General features: G+C 72.1%; 15 protein-coding genes. 9 read left to right on the forward strand and 6 right to left on the reverse strand.

What is annotated here, in order from left to right:
* Positions 1-14 precede the first annotated feature (14 nt).
* The 4 genes from AB5J73_RS30960 to AB5J73_RS30975 all read left to right on the forward strand — a co-directional run bounded on the left by AB5J73_RS30960 (position 15) and on the right by AB5J73_RS30975 (position 5981).
* The gene (locus AB5J73_RS30960; protein WP_370962201.1) at positions 15-1442 is read left to right on the forward strand and encodes an APC family permease; all 1428 of its coding nucleotides are present in this window, start codon (positions 15-17) and stop codon (positions 1440-1442) included.
* Positions 1439-4249, forward strand: a complete 2811-nt coding sequence (locus AB5J73_RS30965) for a beta-mannosidase (RefSeq protein ID WP_370962202.1) — start codon at positions 1439-1441, stop codon at positions 4247-4249. The genes AB5J73_RS30960 and AB5J73_RS30965 overlap by 4 nt, the downstream gene beginning before the upstream one ends.
* Positions 4246-5136: an ROK family protein gene (locus AB5J73_RS30970; RefSeq protein ID WP_370962203.1), complete on the forward strand. Its 891-nt coding sequence runs from the start codon at positions 4246-4248 to the stop codon at positions 5134-5136. Before AB5J73_RS30965 ends, AB5J73_RS30970 begins: the two co-directional genes overlap by 4 nt.
* A 107-nt stretch (positions 5137-5243) precedes the next feature.
* Positions 5244-5981 carry a hypothetical protein gene (locus tag AB5J73_RS30975; RefSeq protein WP_370962204.1) on the forward strand — a complete coding sequence of 246 codons (738 nt, stop codon included), beginning with the start codon at positions 5244-5246 and terminating at the stop codon, positions 5979-5981.
* On the opposite strand, the gene AB5J73_RS30980 is transcribed toward AB5J73_RS30975, so the two are convergent.
* Positions 5948-7186 (reverse strand): MFS transporter, encoded by a 1239-nt coding sequence (locus AB5J73_RS30980; RefSeq protein ID WP_370962205.1) that lies wholly within the window; start codon positions 7184-7186, stop codon positions 5948-5950. The two genes, AB5J73_RS30975 and AB5J73_RS30980, sit on opposite strands and share 34 nt — an antisense overlap.
* A gap of 116 nt (positions 7187-7302) precedes the next feature.
* On the opposite strand from AB5J73_RS30980, the gene AB5J73_RS30985 reads away from it, so the two are divergent.
* Positions 7303-7641 (forward strand): hypothetical protein, encoded by a 339-nt coding sequence (locus AB5J73_RS30985; RefSeq protein ID WP_370962206.1) that lies wholly within the window; start codon positions 7303-7305, stop codon positions 7639-7641.
* Positions 7634-10252: a caspase family protein gene (locus AB5J73_RS30990; RefSeq protein WP_370962207.1), complete on the forward strand. Its 2619-nt coding sequence runs from the start codon at positions 7634-7636 to the stop codon at positions 10250-10252. The genes AB5J73_RS30985 and AB5J73_RS30990 overlap by 8 nt, the downstream gene beginning before the upstream one ends.
* A gap of 1 nt (position 10253) precedes the next feature.
* Here AB5J73_RS30990 and AB5J73_RS30995 read toward each other — a convergent pair whose 3' ends face one another.
* The 3 genes from AB5J73_RS30995 to AB5J73_RS31005 all read right to left on the reverse strand — a co-directional run bounded on the left by AB5J73_RS30995 (position 10254) and on the right by AB5J73_RS31005 (position 13640).
* The gene (locus AB5J73_RS30995; RefSeq protein ID WP_370962208.1) at positions 10254-11519 is read right to left on the reverse strand and encodes a cation:proton antiporter; all 1266 of its coding nucleotides are present in this window, start codon (positions 11517-11519) and stop codon (positions 10254-10256) included.
* A 70-nt stretch (positions 11520-11589) separates the two neighbouring features.
* Positions 11590-12063, reverse strand: a complete 474-nt coding sequence (locus AB5J73_RS31000; RefSeq protein ID WP_370962209.1) for a universal stress protein — start codon at positions 12061-12063, stop codon at positions 11590-11592.
* Positions 12064-12071: 8 nt separating this feature from the next.
* Positions 12072-13640, reverse strand: coding sequence for an MDR family MFS transporter (locus tag AB5J73_RS31005; RefSeq protein ID WP_370962210.1), 1569 nt, complete (start codon positions 13638-13640; stop codon positions 12072-12074).
* A gap of 87 nt (positions 13641-13727) precedes the next feature.
* Here AB5J73_RS31005 and AB5J73_RS31010 point away from each other — a divergent pair, with 87 nt between their 5' ends.
* Positions 13728-14309 (forward strand): TetR/AcrR family transcriptional regulator, encoded by a 582-nt coding sequence (locus tag AB5J73_RS31010; RefSeq protein ID WP_370962211.1) that lies wholly within the window; start codon positions 13728-13730, stop codon positions 14307-14309.
* Between the two features lie 42 nt (positions 14310-14351).
* On the opposite strand, the gene AB5J73_RS31015 is transcribed toward AB5J73_RS31010, so the two are convergent.
* On the reverse strand, positions 14352-15416 hold the full coding sequence (locus AB5J73_RS31015) for a hypothetical protein (RefSeq protein ID WP_370962212.1): 1065 nt from the start codon (positions 15414-15416) through the stop codon (positions 14352-14354).
* Between the two features lie 250 nt (positions 15417-15666).
* On the opposite strand from AB5J73_RS31015, the gene AB5J73_RS31020 reads away from it, so the two are divergent.
* Both AB5J73_RS31020 and AB5J73_RS31025 read left to right on the forward strand, forming a co-directional pair.
* The gene (locus AB5J73_RS31020) at positions 15667-16731 is read left to right on the forward strand and encodes a serine hydrolase domain-containing protein (RefSeq protein WP_370962213.1); all 1065 of its coding nucleotides are present in this window, start codon (positions 15667-15669) and stop codon (positions 16729-16731) included.
* 108 nt (positions 16732-16839) lie between these two features.
* Positions 16840-17085, forward strand: coding sequence for an ATP F0F1 synthase subunit C (locus AB5J73_RS31025; protein ID WP_370962214.1), 246 nt, complete (start codon positions 16840-16842; stop codon positions 17083-17085).
* Here the strand turns inward: AB5J73_RS31025 and AB5J73_RS31030 are convergent.
* Positions 17066-20062 (reverse strand): LuxR C-terminal-related transcriptional regulator, encoded by a 2997-nt coding sequence (locus AB5J73_RS31030; protein ID WP_370962215.1) that lies wholly within the window; start codon positions 20060-20062, stop codon positions 17066-17068. The two genes, AB5J73_RS31025 and AB5J73_RS31030, sit on opposite strands and share 20 nt — an antisense overlap.
* Between the last annotated feature and the right edge of the window lie 45 nt (positions 20063-20107).

Genomic DNA, 20107 nt, shown 5'->3' on the forward strand with positions numbered 1-20107 from the left:
GCCGGAGGCACGCCGTGAGTTCACCCACCCGTTCAGGGGCGCCGCAGCCGGCCCTTGAGCGCCAGATCGGCCCCCTGCAGGCCACCGCGATCAACATGACCCAGATGTGCGGTATCGGCCCGTTCGTCACGATCCCCGCCATGGTCGCCACCATGGGCGGGCCGCAGGCGATGTTCGGCTGGATCATCGGGGCGATCGTCGCGCTGGCCGACGGGCTCATCTGGGCCGAACTCGGCGCCGCCATGCCGGGTGCCGGCGGCACCTACCTCTACCTGCGCGAAGCGTTCCAGTACCGCACCGGCCGGCTGATGCCGTTCCTGTTCGTGTGGAGCGCGGTGCTGTTCATCCCGCTGATCATGTCGACCGGCATCATCGGCCTCGTCCAGTACCTCGGCTACCTGATCCCCGGCGTCACCGACGACGCGGGCACCACGCCGCTGGGCAAGATCATCGGCGTCGGCATCACGCTCGTCATCGTCGCCGCGCTGTTCCGCAAGATCGGCCAGATCGGCAAGCTCACGACGGTGCTGTTCGTGGTCATGCTGATCGCGGTGCTCACCACCGTCGCCGCCGCCTTCACGCACTTCAGCGGCGCGCAAGCGTTCGCCTTCACGCCGGGCGCGTTCAGCTCGGCCGGCCCCGGCACGTTCTGGGGCGGCCTCGGCGCCGGCCTGATCATCGCCATCTACGACTACCTCGGCTACAACACCAGCGCCTACCTCGGCGGCGAGGTGCGCGACCCGGGCCGGACGCTCCCGCGGTCGATCCTCTTCTCCATCGTCGGCATCATGAGCCTGTACTTCCTGCTGCAGGTCGGCGTCCTCGGCTCGGTCCCGCTCGAGGAGCTGAAGACCGCCACCTCGGTCGCGTCCACCGTGCTCGAACAGGCGTGGGGCACCGTAACGGCGAAGATCGTCACCGTCTTCATCGTCGTCGCGGCCGTCGGCTCGGTGTTCGCCGGCCTGCTCGGCGGTTCGCGCGTGCCGTTCGAAGCCGCGCGCGACAAGGTGTTCCTGCCGATGTTCGGCAAGCTGCACCCGAAGCTGAACCTGCCGACCGCGGGCGTGCTCACGATGGGCGCCATCACGATCATCGGCTCGCTGTTCACGCTGACCGACGTCATCAACGCCGCCGTCGCGACCCTCGTCATCATCCAGTCGCTGGCCCAGGTCGTGGCCATCGCGACGCTGCGCCGCCGCCAGCCGGACCTGAAGCGGCCGTACCGGCAGTGGCTGTACCCGGTGCCGACACTGCTCGCGCTGGTCGGCTGGGTCTACATCTACGTTTCCGCGACGCCGCTGTCCATCGGGCTTTCGCTGGGCTGGATCGTCCTCGGCGCGCTGGCGTACCTCGTCTACGCCAAGGCCGAACGCACCTGGCCGTTCGGTCCCAAGGAGATCAACGAGGCTTTCGCCGCCGACCCGGAAGGGGCCCAGGCATGACCCGGAAACTCGCGGCGGTGGCCGCGCTCCTGCTCGTCCCCGGCGTCCTCGCCGTCGCCGGGCCCGCCGCCGCGCAAGACACGCAGGCACCGGCGAAACCGCACGGGCTCACCACCATCGGCACGCAGGGCTGGCAGGTGCTGACCACGGCGGACGTCAAGGACGGCGGAGACAAGGTCTCCACCCCGGGGTACGCCACCCGCGGCTGGCTGCCGGTGAAGCCGGACGACGCCGGCGCGCCCGGCACCGAGATCACCGCGCTGGTGCAGAACGGCAAGTGCCCGAACGTCTTCTACTCCGACAACCTGCGCAAGTGCTTCGGGTACGTCGACAAGCTCGGCCCGGTCGTCACGAAGCCGTTCTCGGACCCGTGGTGGTACCGCACCGACTTCACCCCGGACATGCGGGCGGGTCAACACGCGAAGCTGACCATCCCGGGCATCGTCGGCGAAGGCGACGTCTGGGTGAACGGGAAGCTGGTCGCCACCAAGGACATCGTGAGCGGCGCGTTCGCCGGGCACACCTTCGACGTCACGAAGCTGGTGAAGCCGGGTAAGAACACCCTGGCGATCAAGGTCTACCCGAACGACCCGCTGAAGATGTACACCCTCGACCAGGTCGACTGGGGCCAGATCCCGCCGGACAACAACACCGGCATCCAGTTCCCGCCGACGCTGCAGGTGTCCGACGCGCTCGCCGGCGACAACGCCCACGTCGTCCAGGACAACGCCGCCGACCTGTCCAGCTCGAAGCTGACGGTGAAGGTCGACGTCACCAACGACGCGGCCGCGCCGCGGACCGGGGACGTGGCCGCGACGATCACCCCGCCGTCAGGCGCGCCGATCGTCGTCCGGCAGCGGGTGACGATTCCCGCGAACACCAAGCGGACGGTGTCGTTCGCGCCGGTGGAGATCGCGCACCCGCGCGTGTGGTGGCCGTACTCGATGGGGGACCAGCCGCTGTACACCCTGACCACCGCGGTCTCGCAGGGCGGCGCGCTGTCGACGTCGTCGAAGAGCACGTTCGGCATCCGCACGGTGACCTCGCGCCTGGTCGGGAAGTCCACGGCGCTGCCGGAGGGCGCGCGGCAGTTCACGATCAACGGCCGGGACTTCGTGTTCCGCGGCGGCGGTTTCGCGCCGGACCTGTTCCTGCGCTACGACTCCGCCGACACCGCGCACCAGATCGCGCTGATCAAGAACCTGGGCCTGTCCGGCGTCCGGCTCGAGGGCCACGACATGCCGCAGGACTTCTACGACCAGGCCGACCGCGCCGGGCTGCTGGTGATCGGCGGGTTCCTGTGCTGTGACGCCTGGCAGCCCGAGGACGCCTCGAAGCTGACCGAGCGCGACTACCGGATCATGCACGACTCGGCGTACACCATCGCGCAGCTGGAGCGGAACCACCCGAGCGTCTTCAACTACGGCTGGAGCGACAACGAGCCGGTGCCGCGCCAGGAGTCGGAGACACTGAAGGCGTTCAAGGAAGCCGACTTCCAGGTGCCGGTCATCGCGTCGGCGGAGTACAAGAGCACGCCGGCACTCGGCCAGTCCGGGGAGAAGGAGGGCCCGTACGACTGGGTCCCGCCGACCTACTGGTACGACAGCTCGCACTTCGACGCCGAGGACTCCTCCCGCACCAACGCCGGTGGCGCCTGGGGCTTCGCGAGCGAGCAGAGCGCCGGGCACACCGTGCCGACGCTGGACTCGATCAAGCGGTTCCTCTCGCCCGCGGAACAGGCGAAGCTCTGGCAGGACCCGGCATACAACCAGTACCACGCGAACTTCGAGCCGGGGCACGGCGGTTACGCGTTCGGCACGCTGTACACGCTCGACCAGTCGATCCGGCAGCGGTACGGGAAGTGGAGCTCGCTCAAGTCCTATGTGGACCTGGCGAACATCGCGAACTACGAGAACACCCGCTCGCAGTTCGAGGCGTTCCTGCACCACTCGACGGACAAGAACAGCCCGTCGACCGGCGTCGTCTACTGGCAGCTGAACAAGGGCTGGCCGACGCTGCTGTGGTCGCTCTACAACGACGACGGCGACCAGGCGGGTGCGTTCTTCGGTGCCAAGAAGGCGAACAAGCCGCTGCACGCGCTCTACGGCTACGACAACGGTTCCGTGACGCTCGACAACCTCGGCGCGGGCACGCAGTCCGGGCTTTCGGTGCAGGCACGGGTGTTCGACACCGCGGGCAAGGTCCTCGACGACCAGACGGCCGCGGGGATCTCGCTCGCTTCGCAGGGTGTGCGCACCGGCGTGCTGAAGCCGAAGGTGCCCGCCGAGACGAAGGCGCCGGCGAAGGCGCAGGTGTACTTCGTCGAGCTGCAGGTCAAGCAGGGCGGGACGGTCGTCGACCGGAACGTCTACTGGCTCTCGACGCAGAAGGACGTCGTCGACTGGGGCAAGACGCTGGGCAACCCGCAGGCGACGCTGGCGCAGTACAGCAACCTGCAAGCCCTGCAGGACCTGCCGAAGTCGCAGGTCGCCGCGGTGGCGTCGACGCGGCGGAACGGCGGCGACCTGGTCACCACGGTGACGGTGACCAACACGGCGAAGAACCCGGGCGCGGCGTTCTTCCTGCGGGCCGACGTCCGCCGCGGGACGCCGGACGGCCGCGAGGCCGCGGGGGACAACCAGCTCGCGAACGCGACCTGGGACGACAACGACATCACGCTGTGGCCGGGCCAGTCGCAGACGCTGACGGTGACGTACCGGGCGGCCGACCTGCGGGGCGCGGCGCCGGTGATCAGCGTCGACGGGCTGAACACGGGCCGGATCGTGGTGCGGGGGAGCGGCGCGTGAGCGGGGACCGGATTCTCGGGATCGACTTCGGCGGCACGAAGGTGGCGCTGGGGCTGGCCGACCGCGACGGGACGCTGCTGGCCACGCGCCGGCTGGACACCGACGCGCAGGCGGGGGCCGAGCAGGTGGTGGCGCGGGCGCTCGCCGGGGCCCGGGCGCTCCTGGCCGAGTCGGGTGCCGGGCCGGCCGCCGTCGGCGTCGTCAGCCCGGGGATCGTGCTACCGGACCGGATCCTGCTCGCGCCGAACGTGCCGGGCTGGGAGCAGCTGCGCCTGGCGGAGCTGGTGGCCGCGGAGTTCCCGGCCACGCCGATCTCGGTCGGCACGGACGCGAAGGCGGCGGCACTGGCGGAATGGCGCTGGGGCGCACTGGCCGGCGCCGACCCGGCGGTGTTCCTGTCCCTGGGCACCGGCATCGCGGCGGCGGTGCTGGTCGGCGGCCGGGTGCTGACCGGCGCCAACGGAGCTGCCGGCGAGATCGGGTACAACCTGCTCTCGCCGCAGGACACCGAGGGTTTCGCGAGCGGAGCGGCGCCGCTCGAGGAAGCCGTCGGTGGGCGTGGGCTGGGCGGCCGGGCGAGCGAACTGCTCGGCCGCCCGGTCACCGCCGGCGAGCTGTTCGCACTGGCCAAGGAGAACGTCGAGGCCAAGGAACTGGTGACGGCGGCGCTCGACGAGCTGTCGATGCACGTGGCCAACCTGGCGATTTCCCTGGACCCCCAACGCATCGCGGTCGGCGGCGGCCTGGTCCGCTCGGCGGACGTCCTCCTGCCGGCGCTGGCCGACCGGCTGGCACACGCGGTCCCGTTCCCCCCGGAGCTGGTGTCGGCCCGGTTCGACCAGGACGCATCCCTGCTGGGCGCGGTGGCACTGGCCCTGGGCGAGTAACCGTCCGGGCGGCGCGCCGGTGCCCCGACCCGGCGCGCCGCTCGGTACCACGTAACAGCGGCCGGAGTTCCCGCGACCTTCCCGGGCAGGACAGCCCGAGGGGAACCATGGACGCGATCAACGACTTCATCGAGCAGTACCTGAAAGGCCCGGACGACCTGATCGAGGTGGTCCTCGGGTGGTCGCTGTTCCCCGGCATCGTGCTGACCCTGTTCCTCCTGCACGGGTTCGTCACGTCGTGGCTCGACGTCGGCAAGAAGACGATCAAGGCGGCGCGCGCGGCGAAGGAGATCGGCGGCCGGATCACCGGCACCCCGCGCGGACGGCTGGGTGCGGCGCTCGTGACGACCGCGCTCGTGCTCGTCCTGGAAGCGGCGTGGACCTTCGCCGCCGTCGTGATGGGCAACATCCTCTACTACGCCTACTACAAGGCGCCCGCGGAGTTCCCGGGCCCGAGGCAGAACCTGTTCAGCCTGCCGCCGCACGAGCTGTTCTACCGGGTCGACTGGCTCGGGTACAGCTTCTTCAGCTCGATCTACGTGCCGTTGCTGCTGGTGCTGCTCGTCCTCACGGTGGTGCGGCCGGCCTGGATCGGCAACCTCGGCGTGTGGATCGCGAACCTGCCGATGGTCGTGCTGGTCGTCACCACCGTGTTCGTGGTCTTCGTCGAGCTGGTTCTCGATGTCTGGTTCGGCGGGGCACCGATCGCGAAGTACCCCGAACTGGCGTGGCAGGGGAGTTTCCTCGGGATCGCCGCCGCCTTCGCCCTCGCCTCGCTCGCCGCCTTCTCGGCCGCCGCGCGGGTCCGGGGTCAGTGGGCGGTGCTGCTCGGCCGGCCGGCGTAGGCCTCGGAAGCGGCCAGTTCCTCGGTCCGCCGGAACGCCGCGGGCGAAAGCTGGAACCACACGAGGACCGCGCTCAGCGCCTGCACCGCGGCCACCACCACCCACACGCCGCGCAGGCTCCAGTGCGCCGCCACCAACCCGCCGGTCAGCGCGCCCAGCGGGGTCAGTCCCCAGGCCAGGGCCCGGTGGCTGGTCAGCACCCGGCCCAGGAGCGGGGCCGGGGTGAAGCGCTGGCGGCTGGACTGCGAGCAGACGTTCCAGACCAGCACCGTCGAGGTCAGGAACACCAGCACCACGCCGATCAGCGGCGGCCACGGCGGCAGCACGGCCAGCAGCAGCGGGGCCACCGCGCCCAGGCTCTGCGCCAGCCGCATCGACCACGAATAGCCGAGGCGGTCGACGATCCGCTGCACCACGAACGACGACACCACCCAGCCGACGGCCAGGCACGCCAGCAGCAAGCCGTAGCCGACCGAGCCGACGTGCAGGATCTGGGTCGCGTACAGCACGAACATCGAGTTGCCGGCGCTGGCCGCGAACGAGCCCAGCGCGACGTTCAGGGTGATCGACCGCAGCAGCGGCGTCCGCACCAGGTGGGTGAGCCCGGCCGAGAGGTCCCGCAGCGGGTGGGTGCGCGCGGCGACCACGGCCGTCGACGGGATGCGCCGGGTCAGCAGCAGCGCGAGCAGCGCGAACGCGGCCGCGAGCCACGCGGGCGCGCCGGCGCCGACGGCGACCAGGAAGCCGGTCAGCGGGGGCACGACGAACTGCACCACGCCCCGGTCGATCACCGTCAGCCGCGCGTTGGCGTGGGCCAGGCGGTCCGGCTCGACGAGTTCGGGTACGAGCGCCCCGCTGGCCCCGTCGCCGAGCACCTGCGCCGAGGTGACGACGAAGGCGACGACGAGCAGCACGGGCAGGCTCAGCGCCCCGGCCGACGCGACGGCCCCGAGCACGAGCGCGGCCCCGACCTGCACGGCGTAGGCCCAAGCGAGCACGGCGGTCCGCCGCACGCGGTCGATGAGCACCCCGGCGAACAGCGACAGCAGCAGCCACGGCGCCTGCCCGGCGACGTTGACGAGCGAAATCTCCCGCGGGTCGGTGGTGACGGACACGGCGAGCAGGGGCAGCGCGGCCAGCATCAGCCCTTCGGCGGACGAACCGGACACCGCTACGGCCTGCAACCGGACCCATCTGCTCGCCATGATCACCACCCTGCCGAAGCCGGCCCCGCGACCCAAGCGATTTACGGCCGCCGACTGTTACGCGACCGGCCTCGCCGACGACAGGGTGGGGTGAATCCCCTTCGAGTGGAGGTCGAGTGGAGCTCACCATCAGCGCAGGCAGCGACGAACAGGCACTCGAGCAGTTTTACGACTGGCTCCGAGAAGACGTCGACGTCGTGCGTTCGGCGTCGATCAGCACCGCCGGTGGCGCGGACTCGGGGCGCATGGGCGCGTTCGAGGTCATCTGCATGTCCATCAGCTCGCTGACCGGCCTGGCCAGCCTCAGTGTCGCGTGGGCGAGCTTCCGGCGGTCCAGGAACGCCACGCCCCCGGTGACGTTCACGATCGCGAGCCCGCTGACCGACGAACAGCTCGCCTTCTTGAAGAGCCTCGACCTGCCTTGGGAGTCGGACGCCGCGGGCGAGGATGAGTGAATTGACTGGACTGCCTGATCCCGGCGCCTCCCGGGCGGTGCTCGTGGGGGTGTCGGACTACGCCCCGCTCGAGAAACTGCCTGCGGTCAGGAACAACCTCAAGACGTTGCGCGAGGTGTTCACCGACCCCGAGCTGTGGGGACTGCCGGCCGCGCACTGCGTGTCGCTGCCCGATCCCACCTCCGTCGACGAAGTACTCGAAGCGGTGCACGCGGCCGCGGCGGAGGCCACCGACGCCTTGGTGTTCTACTTCGCGGGGCACGGTCTGCTCGACGAGCGGTCCGACCTCTACCTCGCCCTGCCCGACGCGGCGAAAGACCGGCTCCACCGCGCGGTGCGCTACGACGACATCCGGCGTGAAATCGTCGGTACCGCCCGCGCCTGCTATAGCAAGGTGGCGATCCTGGACTGCTGCTACAGCGGCCGCGCGCTTCAGGGCGGGATGGGCGGGTCAGTCGAGCTGGCCGACCACGCCCGGGTGGACGGTACCTACCTGATGACCGCTTCGGCGGAGACGAGCGTGGCGCTGGCACCGCCCGGCGAGCACTACACCGCGTTCACCGGCGCCTTGATCGACAAGCTCGTGCGCGGGGTGCCGGACGCGCCCGAGGTGCTCGAGATGGACAAACTGTTCTACAGCGTGCGGATGGATCTGCAGGCCAAGAACTTCCCCGTGCCGCAGCAGCGGACGCGCAACGACGGAAAGGCGATCGCGCTGGTCCGCAACCGGCACCGCATCGGTCCGCGCACCGCCGCGGAACCGGCGCCTGCTGTTGTTCGCGCGCTGCCGCGGCCCCCGGCCGGACTGGAAGCCGTGCTCTGGCGCCGGCCCGCGGACCTGTATGCCGAGGTACAGGCGCTCCGGGCGCACGGGCAGGCGGAACTGGGCGAGCAGCTGCTGGCCGCCTCGGCCGCACTGCGCGCAGACCAGGAGGCCGCGTCGGTCATCGCGCTGCTCGGCCGCCAGGGGACGGGAGAGGATCTCCGGACCGCGCTGACGGCCGCGGCCCTGCGTCCGCCGGAGGAGGTGCTCCGCATCGTCGACGCGTTGTACGACTGGGATTCGCCCGAAACGGCTAGCAGGCTCGTGCGGGCCGCCGGGTCGGCCGGCTCCGCCGACGCCGCGCAGCTGGCCAGCCTCCTCCAGCGCCGCGGGCGTGCCGAGGAGCTGGTGGAACTGCTGAACGCCGCGTTCGGTGCCGCGCGGGCCGGCGGGTCGTTGATCGAAATGGTCAACGCGTTGTGGCTGGCCGGCCTGCGCGGCGAAGTGGATCGGCTGATCGTCGACGCCTCGCGCGACCTGCCCGGCGCGGACATCGCCGCGCTGGCCGACGAACTCCGTGACGTCGGCCGGGAAGAAGTCGCGTTCGGCCTCTACGCCCGCTCCGCCGACGCCGTGGCCACGCGGTCGCCGATGGCCGTCGCGCAGCTCTGCAAGGCGATGGCCGAGGCCGGCCGCGCCGCGGACAGCGCGCCGATCGCCCAGGCCTTCGTCGAGCGCGCTCGTGATGTCGGCTCGCTCCTCGATACGGCGACGACCTTCTGGGACACCGGGCAGGAGCCGCTCGCCGACCTGGTGCTGACCCAGGCGGCGGAAGTGCTGCCGACCCCCGGCGTCACCGCTTTCGCCACCGCGCTTCGCCGCCGGGGTCGCGAAGACGCGGCCTACCGGGTCTGCGTGCGGGCCGCCGGGGCCCGGCCCGCCGGTTCGGTCCTGGAAATCACCGGCGCGCTGCGCGACGAGGGACGGCCGGTCGACGCGCGGAAGGTGGTGGAGGAGGTCGCCACGCGGGCCACCGCCGAGACGGTCGCCGGGCTGCTCTCCGGCTGCGAAGCGGGGGACCGGCGGCGGATCTTCCGGGCGGCGGCCGGGCGCGGGGAGGAGTTCTGCGCCGAGCTGCTGGCTGTCCTCGGACCCGCGCGGCCGGCGCTGGCCCGCGAGTTCACCGATCTGCTCGCGGGATCCGTCACCACCCATCCCGAGCTGATCGCCGTCGTCAGCGATCGGCTCGGTCTGGCGGCGAAGGAGCAGATGTTCGGCAGCCTCGTCGAAGCCGACGAGACCCAGGCGCTGATCGGCCTGCTCGCGGTCCTGCCTCCCGAGGACGCCCGGACCTTGCTGTTCCTCGCGGTCCGCGCGGGAAAGCCCACGCTGGCGGAGATTCTCGGCGCCGTGCCGGACGACGGCTCGGCGCGCGACTACCTTTCCGGCCAGCCGGTGGAACGGCTGGGCACGCTCGTGGGCGGACTGCGTGCCCGGTTCCCGGCCCGTGCCGACGCGGTGCTGTCGGAGGCCGCGGCACGCGAACGCGGGGAGCGCGCGATAGCTGCCGACGTCGCGTTCCTGTTCCGTTCCGGCGACGCCGGGGTCGGCCGCGCTCTGCTGCACCAGGCGCTGGAGGGGCGTTCGAGCACCGAGCTGAAGAGCATCGTCGCCACGCTGCGCGAGCATGACCAGCCCGAGGTCCTGGCGGCCATGGCCGAGTGGGTGCGGGAGTTCTACGCCTGGATGGGCTCGAACGGGGACGACGTCCTTCGCCAACTGGGTCTCCGCGACCACACGGCCCGCCGGACCTGGTTGTCCCGGCGGCGCCCGCGAGACGACGGCTGATTTACGGTTGACGCCGACGCCCTCGCCCGAGGCGGTTCGCGAGCGGAGCCGACCCGATCCCGTGCAGCACCACGCTGCCCAGGACGCAGACCACGGTGATCGTCAGCACCACGTCCTCGTCGCCGGTGGCGAGGCCGTTGACCGCGAGCAGCCCGAACACGATCGACGTCGTCCCGCGGGGGCCGAGCGCGCCGATCAGGAACCGGTCGCGCCCGGACAGGTCCGTGCGGAGCAGCGACAGCAGGACCGGGCCGATGCGCAGGACGGTCAGCGCGGCGAGGCAGAACACCGCGATCTGCCAGCTCAGCCCGAACTGGACGACCAGCACGCTGATCGCGCCGACCACGAACCACATGCCCATGGTCAGCAGGCCGGTGACCTCCTCCAGCAGCTGCAGCTCGGCCGTCGGGCCGGTCAGGAAGTCGCGGGCCCGGTCCGGCACCTTGCGGATGTAGGAGGCGGCGCTGCCGCGGAAGACGTACCGGAACGCGATCCCGCACACGAACGAGGCCACGAACCCGTTGCCGTCGACGGCGACCGTCGCCGCGTAGGCCAGCAGCGGTGTCGTCAGCACGGCGACCCGGCGGCCCTGCGCGGACGTCCAGCCCGCCCGGGCGGCGAGGAACAGCAGGATCCCGATCAGCGCGCCGACGGCGGCCCCCACGACGACCGCCTTGATGGCGAACGGCAGCGCGGTCGCCAGCGCGTCTTCCGCGGTGTTCTGCTGGTTGTCGGTCCGCGCCAGGATCAGCGCGAACAGGAACACCGGCGAGACCAGCCCGTCGTTGTAGCCGCTTTCGATGTTGAGCACGCCGCGCACCGGCGCCGGCAGGGAGCGGTCGCGGACCACGCGCTCGGCCGCGGCGAAGTCGCTCGGGATCACGATGCACGCGATCAGCAGGAGCAGCGGCCACGACAGGTCCGGCAGCAGCACGGCACCGAGCAGCACCGCCAGCGCGATGCTCAGCGGCATGGCGACGAGCAGGACGCGCGCGACGAGGCCGGGGGAGCGGCCCCACAGCCGGCCGCCGCGGACCTCGGTGGCGTCGACGAACAGCAGCATCGCGAGGATCAGCTCGGCGACGTGCTGGGCGATCTCGGTGTTGAACACCTCGACCAGCGCGTCCGGCGCCACGGTCAGCGCGGCCGCGGCCCCGCACGCCACCATGAGCACCGGCGCGGCGATGTTCCACCGGTCCAGCCGCGCCGCCAGGAGCGAGCGGAGCAGGAACGCGGCCGAGAGCACCAGGAGTGCGGGGATGAACATCGGGCTCCACGGCTCGGTCTCGGCTTGGGTCGCCGCCGAGCCTACCGTCCGATGTGGAGGGAGACGTGGCTCACGGGACCACGAGGACCGGCCAATGACCCGCCCGGATGAGCTTCGTCGCGACCGAACCCGCGAACCGGTGCCCGGCCTTCTGGGACGCGCCGACCACCACCGTGTCGGCCTGGCAGCGGTCCGCCGTGTCCCGGAGCGTCGCGTACGGGTCGCCGAACGACGTCACGAACGTGGCCGGCACCCCCAGTTCCTCGGCCGCTTCGCGCATCTGGCCGCGCAGCTCCGCCGAGAGGTGGGTGGCCGTGTCGTGGTCGATCAGCGTCGCGACGGCCGGCCGCAGCGGCAGCAGCGGGGCGTGGCAGGCGACGAAGGCGACGACCAGCCGGCTGCCTTGGCGCCGCGCCATGCCGAACGCGAAGGCCGCCGCCCGCATGGCCGTGTCGGAGCCGTCCACCCCGGCGAGGATGGCCCGCGCCGCCGGGTCGCGGCGCGGGCCGAAGTGCTCCACAGTGGATTGGAACGCCCCCTCCATCGGGCCCCCTACCGCGCGGCCGGTTCCGGCGCCGCGGGCTCGCCGGTCTTGTCCAGGTCGATCGTCGTGCGCAGGGTGATCGGCTTCAGCAGCAGCACCGCGAGGACGCCGACGACCGCGACGGCCGCCGAAATCAGGAAGATGTGCGCGGTCGCGTCGCCGTACACCGTGTGCACGACCGCCTGGACCTGCGGCGGCAGCGCCTTGAGGTTCAGCGCGCTGACCCCGCCCGTCGCCGCCTGCCCCGCCGGCACGTGCAGGGCGGCGGCCAGGTCGGCGGAGACGCGGTTGGCGAGGACGGCGCCGAGCACCGAGACGCCGATGGTGCCGCCGAGGGACCGGAAGAACGTCACCGACGCGCTCGCCGCGCCCAGCTCGCGCAGCGGGACGTCGTTCTGCACGGCCAGCACGAGGTTCTGCATGGTCATGCCCACGCCGACGCCGACCACGGCCATCGCGATCCCGACGAGCCACAGCGGCGTGGCGTGGTCGACCGCGCCCAGCCCGAGGAAGCCGAGGACCAGGACGATCGTGCCGGCCACGAGGTACGGCTTGATCTTGCCGGTGCGGCTGATCAGGCGTCCGGAGACGGTCGAGGACACGAGCACGCCCGCCATCAGCGGCATGGTCAGCAGGCCGGCTTCGGTGGGCGTGTAGCCGCGGCCGATCTGGAAGTACTGGCCGAGGAACACCGCGCCGCCGAACATCGCCATGCCGACCGCGAGGCTCGCGACGATCGCCAGCGCCGGCGTGCGCCGGACGACGATCTTCAGCGGCACGACCGGTTCGCGCACCTTCGTCTCCACCAGCACGGCGAGCGCGAGGAGCACGAGCCCGCCCGCGACCATGACAGCGGTCGGCCAGGAGAGCCAGTCGAACGAGTTGCCGACGAACGAGACCCAGATCAGCAGCACGCTCACGCCGGCCGCGATCAGCGCGGCGCCGAGGTAGTCGACCTGCACGTCGTCGCGGCGTACGGTCTCCAGCTTGAGGGTGCGCTGCAGCACGACGAAGGCGAGCACCGCGATCGGGACGCCGACGAAGAAGCACCAGCGCCAGCCCAGCCACGGCACGTCGACGATCAGGCCGCCCAGCAGCGGCCCGCCGACCGTGGCGACCGCCATCACGGCGCCGAGGTAGCCGTTGTACCGGCCGCGTTCGCGCGGCGGGATGATCGCCGCGATCACCACCTGGACCAGCGCCTGCAGGCCGCCGACGCCGATCCCCTGGAACGCGCGCGCGGCGATCAGCTGCCCGGTGTCCTGGCTGAACCCGCTGATCATCGAGCCGGCCACGAAGATCACGATCGCGACCTGGACCAGCGTCTTCTTGTTGAACAGGTCGGCGAGCTTGCCCCAGATCGGGGTGGTGGCCGTCGCCGCGAGCAGCGTGGCCGTGACGACCCACGTGTACTGCGTCTGGGTGCCGTTCAGCGAGCCGATGATCAGCGGCAGCGACGTCGAGACGACGGTCGAGCTGATCATGGCCACGAACAGGGCCAGCAGCAGGCCGGACAGCGATTCGAGCACTTCGCGGTGCCGCATCGCCCCGGACGGGTCGGTGGTTTCGGACTTCATGGCATCCCTTCGCACGATCCGGGCAAGTATTGCTCATTGGGCAAACTTGCACAATGAGCAACTTAGTCCCGTCGCTAGGCTGCCCGCATGGACATCCCCGGCTCGCTGCGCGACCGCAAGAAGGCGGCGACGCGGCAGTCGCTGCACGAGGCCGCGCTGCGCCTGGCGATGGAGCACGGGCTCGACGGCGTGACGGTCGAGGACATCGCCGACGCCGTGGGCGTGTCGCGGAGGACGTTCTCCAACTACTTCGCGAACAAGGAGGACGCGGTCCTGCACGCCGACCGCGAGCGCACCCGCGAGCTGGTCTCCCTGGTGGCGGGCCGGCCGGCCGGTGAGGGGCCGTGGCCGGCGCTGCGCGCGGCGAGCCGCGACCTGAACCGCGCGGGTGCCGCGCCCGACCGCGAGTGGGTGGCGCAGCTGCGCTTGCTGCGGCGGCACCCGTCGCTGCTGGCCCGGCAGGCGGGCGACCAGATCACCCTGGAGCGGGACCTGGCGGCCGTGCTGGTGGCGCGGGGGCACGAGCTGGCGGAGGGGACGGCCCGCTTGATGGCGGCGACGTTCCTCGCCGCGCTGCGGACCGGGGCCGTGCTGTGGCTGGAAAGCGCGGACGAACGCCCGCTGCCGGAGCTGGTGGACGACCTGCTGGGCCGCGTGCGCTTCGAGTGACGGCTTGAGCCCGGCCCCTGATGCCCGGGGGCCGGGCGTGGCTCAGGGCAGCGGCAGGGGCGGGTAGATCCGCAGCCGCTGGACCGGCATGTCGTAGGTGCCGGGGCCGGCGATCGGGGGCACGAGCACGGCCTCGCCGCGGAGGGGGACCTCGACGGCGGTGCCGGGATCGGCTTCGAGGGTGGCGGCCGCCTTGTCCTCCCAGGCCTGCCCCGGCGCGGTGGACGGCAGCCGGTACCCGGTCACCTTGCGCAGCTCCGAGGCCGGCGGGTCGGCGTAACCGTCGTTGCGGAGGACGTATCCGCCGGGGCGGGCGGCGACCGATTCCGGGTTGAGGGGCATGCCACCCGCGGTGAGCACGTGCAGCGCCGGCCCACCGCGCTTCCACGAGTCGGCGACGTCGGCCTGGCGGTCGGCGAGGGTCTGCTTGAGGACCTTCAGCCGGTGGTCGAGGCAGATTTCGAGGCCGAAGGTCGCGTTCCCGTCGATTTCGAACAGCCGCTCCCGCAGGAACGCCGCTTCGGTGTAGGCCTTTTTCATCAGCGGTTCGCTGACGTTCCCGACCGCGTACCGGGTCGGCACCCCGTCCATGGACGAGGCCAGTTTCTTTTCGATGCGCCCGGCCTCGCCGCCGCCGACACCGCCGCGCACGTACAGCACGCTGTTGTAGTAGATCGGCTGGTTCTCACCCAGCATCTTCGAATGCCACAGCACCGAGCCCGGCACGATCAGCCAGTGCTTGAGCCGCGCGGTCCGGAACATCCGTTCCAGGACGTCCCAGAGGGGCGGGAACTGCTCTTCCGGGTAGGTGTGGTCCGTCTGCGGGGTGGCCGGCCGGAGGTAGAACTCCGGTGCCACGAACACCTTCAGCGTGTCGGCGTCGTCGGCGCTGCCCACGTTCGCGTGCGCGATGTTGACCACCGCGGCCAGCCGCCGGAGCCGGATGAACCAGTCGGTGCTTTCGGGTGCCTTCGGTACCGCGATGTCGGGCACCGGGTCGCACAGCTTGCCGGGTGGCAATCCCGCCAGCGTCGGCCCCGGCACGTCGAGGCGGCGGGTGGCGGTCGGGACTTCGTAGGCGATGAAGCGGAAACGGGTGTACGGCACGGTCCGGCCTTCCCCTCAGTGGTGGAACGGCGGCCGACGTTACCCCGGTTCCGGTGTCCCGGCTTTCGGCCGAACGGGTAAGCGCTATTCCGGGTGGTGCCACCGGAGGAATTGCGCTGGACCGGAAGGTCGAGCAGATCTTTTCCGTCGTTCGTGGTTTTCCCGGTTCCGGGTTTCCGGTGATCTTTCGCCGGGGTGGTGCGCGGAAAATGATTCGTGCGCCCGCGTCCGGCCGGGCTACCTTGCTGCCGTGGCCGACATCGAAGGTAACTGTGACCGGAAGTTCGAGAAGGTCGGCGAGGCGCTGGCCGCCTCGCTGGCGGCCGACGACGTGGGCGCTTCGGTCGCCGTCGTGGTGGACGGGGAGCCGGTGGTCGACCTGTGGGGCGGCCACCTCGACGCGGCGCGCACCACCGCGTGGGAACGCGACACCATCACGAACGTCTGGTCCACCACCAAGACGATGACCGCGTTGTGCGCGCTGGTCCTGGCCGACCGCGGCGAGCTGGACCTGGACGCGCCGGTCGCGGTGTACTGGCCCGAATTCGCCGCCGCCGGCAAGGAAACCGTGCTGGTGCGGCACTTGCTCGGGCACACCGCGGGCCTGCCGGACTTCGAGGGACCGATCGCCGTCGAAGACCTCTACGACTGGCCGGCCGTGACGGCGCGGCTGGCCGCGCAGGCTCCGCAGTGGGCGCCGGGCGCCGCGGCCGGGTACCACTCCGTCACGTTCGGGTTCCTGGTCGGCGAGGTCGTCCGCCGCGTCACCGGGCGCACCCTCGGCACCTTCTTCGCCGAAGAGGTCGCCGGTCCGGTGGGCGCCGACTTCCACATCGGGCTGGGCGCCGAGCACGACCACCGGGTCGCGCCGCTGCTCGCCGATCCGCGCGGCGACAAGCCGCCGGGTTTCCTGATCGGGGTGTCGGATTCCCACCCGGTCGCCTGGCGGCGCGCGGAACTGCCCGCTGTCAACGGTTACGGCAACGCGCGGTCGGTGGCCGCCGTGCAGTCGGCACTGGCGTGCGGGGGAGTGGCCGGCGGCGTCCGGCTGCTCTCGGCGGCCGGCAGCGAACGCGTTTTCGAGGAGCAGTTCCACGGCGTGGACCGCGTCATCGGCGCCTCGATCCGCTACGGCCTCGGCTACCGCCTGGACGGCCGCACGTGCTCGTGGGGCGGCTGGGGCGGTTCGGTGGTGCTCGTCGACGCCGACCTCCGCATGGCGGTGGCGTACGTGATGAACCAGGTCCTCTGGGAGGACGGGTACGCCCGCGGCCTCGGTGTCGTGATGGCCGCCTACGACGCGGTCATGGCTTGATCGAGACCCGGAATTCGGTTTTCTGCTACTCTTGAGGTGTCCGGACCGTTCGGTTCTCGAATTCCCAGCCCTTCGATTCTTCTACCTGTCGATGTGAAGGGGAATGCCATGAGTGACTTCGTCCTGGCCCAGACAGTCAACCTCAACCCCGGCCTGGCCGCCATCGGGTACGGACTCGGTGCGATCGGCCCCGGAATCGGAGTCGGCCTCATTTTCGCGGCCGTCATCAACGGTACCGCCCGGCAGCCGGAAGCGCGGGGAAAACTGCAGACGATCGCCTATTCGACGTTCGTGCTCACCGAAGTGCTCGCGTTGATCGGCATCGTCGTCTACTTCATCGCGTCCACGAAGTGAGTTCGAGCGTCGTCGATTCCGCTTCGAAGCCCGCGCCGATTCCGGCGAACCGGTTCGCGGCGTCTTCGAGCAGTCCGGCGTCGCGCTGAAGGCGGGCCCGGGCGCGGGTGACGGCCGCGGCCGTCCACCGGTTGTGCCCGGCGTGCCTTGCGGCGCGCCGGAGGTGGTGCTCGGCGTCGGGGACGTCGAGCACCACCGCCAGCTCGGCGGCCACGCCGGCGGCGTACCCGTCGAACCGCCCGGGCGAGAAGTCCCCCGCGGCGGCGGCGAAAGCGTCGGCGAGTCCGATGCCGGTGCACAGCGCCACCCGCCCCCGGACGAACGCGTCCAGCGGCGCGAGGTTCGGCGACCCGGCGGGCGTGGCCACGCCCGCGACGGCGGCCGCGCGGGTCCGCCACCGGGCCATGGCCCGCTCGTCACCGGAGAGGCCGGCGGCCAGCGCGGCCGCCAGCAGCGGAACCCCGAGGGTGGCATTGCGCGGCGGCCCGGTTCCGGTGGTGGCGTGCCACGTCTCGTCGGACGGGCCGGTCGGTGCGGGGGTGGTGTTGTGCGGCTGGCTGGTTCCGGTGGTGGTGTGCCACATGTCGTCGGCGAGTGCGTGGGTGTCGTTGGACCGGTTGGTCGGTGCGGGGGTGGCATTGCGCGGCGGCCCGGTTTCGGTGGTGGCGTGCCACATCTCGTGCGCGAGCGCGAGGGCGTCGTCGAACCGGCCGGTCAGCGCGAGGGTGGTGACCAGCCCGCTCGCGCCCCAGTACGGGTGCCCGGCCAGCGCCGGATCGCCGGCGGCGCGCTTGCTCACCCGGACCGCCTCGGCCAGCTCCCCGGTCGCGACGGCGTAGGCGATCGCCGACCGGAACGCGTCCAGCACCTCCAGCGCGGCCCGCGGATCGGTGCGGTCCGCCGCGGTCACCAGCTCCAGGCGCTCCCGGGTCGTGCGGTGCGCCAGGTCCGGCCGCCCGGCGAGGGCTTCCGCGGTGCAACGGGCATCCAGCGCGGCGCTGAGCAGCAGCGGATCACCGGCCGCCGCGGTCACGGCGTGTGCGGCCGCCTCCGCGGTCACCGCCTGCGGACCCACCCCGGACCGCCAAGCACGGGCGACGGCGACGTGCGCGCTGTCCGAGGAGGCCGCGGCTTCGGCGAGCATCCGGTCCAGTTCGCCGTCCGGCACCGGCTGGGTGACGAACCCGGCCCCGCGGAACCGTTCGGCCAGCACGACGGCCTCGGCCAGGTACCTGCCCCGGACAGCGCGATCCCCAGCGGCCCGATCGGCGGCGACGAGCAGGAGATCGTAGTGGTCCCGCGCGTGGGTGAGCAGGTGCGCACAGCTGCCCGCCCGAGCGAGATCCACGACGGCGGCCGAAGGGGAGGGCGCCCGGTCGGCGGCGGTGCGCCAGTGGGCGGCCGCTTCGGCGAGGAACCCGCGAGCGTAGGTCAGCCGCGCCAGATCGGCGGCGAGATCGTGCTGGTCGGTGGTGGCGGCGCCCGGGGGTGCGGCCGGGTCGTGCCCGTCGGTGGTGGCGGGGCCGTGCTCGTCAGCGGCGCCCGGGGCCACGGCCGGGCCGTGCCCGTCGGTGGTGGCGGTGTGCGGCGAGGTGGCGGGGTTTCGCCGCTCGGCGGTGGTGTGCGGGGGTGCGGCCGGGCCAGGCCCTTCCGCGGTGCCCGTGCGCCGGTCTTCCCCTTCCGCGACGCACGCGCGCAGGTCGTCGGCGATCCGGTCGAACTCGTCCCGCCAGTCGCCGCCGAGGCGCGTGGTCAGGTCGTGAGCGCGGCGGGCCGCCCAGCGCCGGTACCGGGCGGTGATCTCGCTCGCCTCCGCCGAGCTCTCCAGCTGTTCGCGCGCGAACCGGGCGACGCCGTCGAAGAGGGCCCACCGGCCGGGGGTGCGGTACACCAGTGACTTGTCCACCAAGCGCCCCAGCAGGTCCGAAAGGGCGCCGATCGACAGGTCCGGGGACAGGGCCGTCGCGGCGTCGAGGTCGAAACCGTGGCGGAAGCGGGAGATGCGGGCCAGTGCCGTGCGTTCCTCGGCCGTCAGCAGGCGGTGGCTCCACTCGACCACCGAGCGCAGCGACCGGTGCCGCGGTTCGCCGCCGCGGCCGGTGGCCAGCACCCGCAGGGGGTCGTCGGCCAGTCCGGCGCGCAGGCCGCCGATTCCCAGCGACGCGACCCGCGCGGCGGCCAGCTCGATGTTCAGCGGGAAGCCGCCCAGCTCGCGGCACAGCTCGGCCACCTGCGCCGGGTCGGCTTCGAACGCCGGGTCGACCGCCTTCGCCCGCTCGGTGAACAGGGCGGCCGCCGCGGGCAGGGGACCGAGCTGCAGCACCGTCTCGCCGGGCACGCCGAGCCGTTCGCGGCTGGTCGTCAGCACGCTCAGCCGCGGATTCGCGGCGGTCAGCGCGGTGATCACGTCGGCGACGTCGTCGGCCACGTGCTCGCAGTTGTCCAGCACCAGCAGCGCGCGCCCGGCCAGCTGCGCCGCGACGGCGTCCGGCAGCGGCTGCTGCGGGCGCGGGACGACGCCGAGCCCGGCCGCGACCGACTCGAGCACCGAACCCGGCCGGCTGGGGACGAGGTTGACGAACGCCGCGCCGCCCGGGAAGGCCGCCGACGCCGCCTCGGTCGCGGCCACCGCCAGGCGGGTCTTGCCCACCCCGCCCGGGCCGAGCACCGTCGTCACCCGGCTCTCGGCGACCAGCCGCACGACGGCGTCGCGCTCGGCGTGCCGCCCGACGAAGCTGGTCACCGGCTCCGGTGCCCCGGTCACGACGCCCGCCGCCGCGGCCGTGAACTCCGGTGCCTTCGCGGCCAGCTCCCGGCGGTCGCGGGCGGCCAGTTTGCGCAGCAGCGCGGACACGTGGCTCTCGACGGTCCGCACCGACACGAAGAGCCGGTCGGCGATCTCCGCGTTGGTCAGCCGGTCCGCGAGGGCCAGCAGGACTTCGCGCTCGCGCGGCGAGATCGTCGGCGCGGGCGGCATGCCACGGAGTATGCCGCACGGGGTTCTCCGTGGCGGAATCCGTGG

The sequence above is a fragment of the Amycolatopsis sp. cg9 genome (genome assembly GCF_041346945.1).
Classification (GTDB): Bacteria; Actinomycetota; Actinomycetes; order Mycobacteriales; family Pseudonocardiaceae; genus Amycolatopsis.